General features: G+C 40.6%; 1 protein-coding gene. It reads right to left on the bottom strand.

Features of this window, described 5'->3' with window-relative positions:
- Positions 1-29: 29 nt before the first annotated feature.
- A protein-coding gene (locus DKT73_RS19955; protein ID WP_111640275.1) for an IS3 family transposase occupies positions 30-1,258 on the bottom strand; the annotation gives its coding sequence in 2 pieces (ribosomal slippage) (positions 30-907 and positions 907-1,258; 1,230 coding nt in all).
- Positions 1,259-1,299: the final 41 nt, after the last annotated feature.

Raw genomic sequence — 1,299 nt, 5'->3', positions numbered from 1 at the left:
TGTGTCGTCCTAAAATAGGTTGACAGTTTTTAGGCCAGCTCCTGTAGCTGGCCTTTCTCTTTTCGCACTTGATTCGGTGTTTTCATCTTGAGGCTCAAGTGCGGCCTTAAATGATTATAAGTGTTTACAGATTCATCAATTAAAACAGCTAAATCCTCGAAGGTCTTGCAATCATATATCAGAAACTCTTGTTTCAAAATTCCGTTCACTCTCTCTGCTAGAGCATTCTGGTAACAATCATATCCATCCGTCATTGATGGCCTTATCCCTGCCTTCGATAATTCAGATTGATAGGTTTCAGAGCAATACTGAAGCCCTCGATCAGAATGATGAATCGCACCTCTATAAAAATCGTTTCCTTTCACTGCCATTTTTAAGGCCTGAACGACCTGAACAGCTTTCATATCTCGACTCAGGTGGTGCCCAACAATTTCTCTTGAGTAAGCGTCAGTCACTAATGATAAGTAATGGACACCTTCAGTAGATTCCACATAAGTAATATCACTTACAAGCACTTCTCCAGGTCGTGTTATTTCCTTGCCTTTAAGTAAGTTGGGATGCTTTCTCATCCAGTGTTTACTAAACGTCGTTTTAGTAAAACTCTTTTTTGGTTTTACTAATAGTCCTTCCTTTCGTAAGTAGTTAAATAGCCCATCTCGGCCTAATTTAATACCCGCTTTTAATAAATCACTTTTGATTAACCGATACAGCTTTTTCGTGCCCAATCTAGGCATGAACTGACGCCAATAAAGCACTTTCTCTTTAACAGGAGCCAGCTCTTCTCGTCGAGCTTCCCATCGTGCAACAGATTGATAGACTGCTTGTCTCGATATGCCAAACACTCTACAAGCACCAGCTAGCGAGACTTCTTGTCTTTCTTTGGCTTGCCAGATGTACCGGATAAATACTTTTTTCGCAGGCCAGCTCCATATTCTTTGTCCATTATATCAACCATACCGTTTAGGACTTGGTTTTTAAGCTTTTCATCTGCTAGCTCACGCTCGAGGCGTTTGATCTTTTCTGCTGGAGTTTCTTTTGAATTAGGCATAAGAGGATGTAAAAATGGTTTAGACCAATCTAATTTACCATGCTTTCTTAGCCAAACAAGAACGGTGGATCTACCTTGAATGCCGAAGTGAACTTGAGCCTGTTTGTAGGTCATTTCGCCTTTTTCTACACGCTCAACTACCCCTAATTTAAAAGCCATTGAATAGTCACGCTGTGTGCGCTTAATACACTTGATACCTGATGTCGCCATAAAGAAATCCTCTTTATGTCAACGTATTTTAGGATGGGACA

Origin of the sequence: Marinomonas shanghaiensis, assembly GCF_003259175.1 — a bacterium.
Taxonomy (GTDB): domain Bacteria; phylum Pseudomonadota; class Gammaproteobacteria; order Pseudomonadales; family Marinomonadaceae; genus Marinomonas; species Marinomonas shanghaiensis.
Note: the sequence above shows the minus strand (reverse complement) of the source record. Positions and strands in the feature narration are given on the sequence as shown.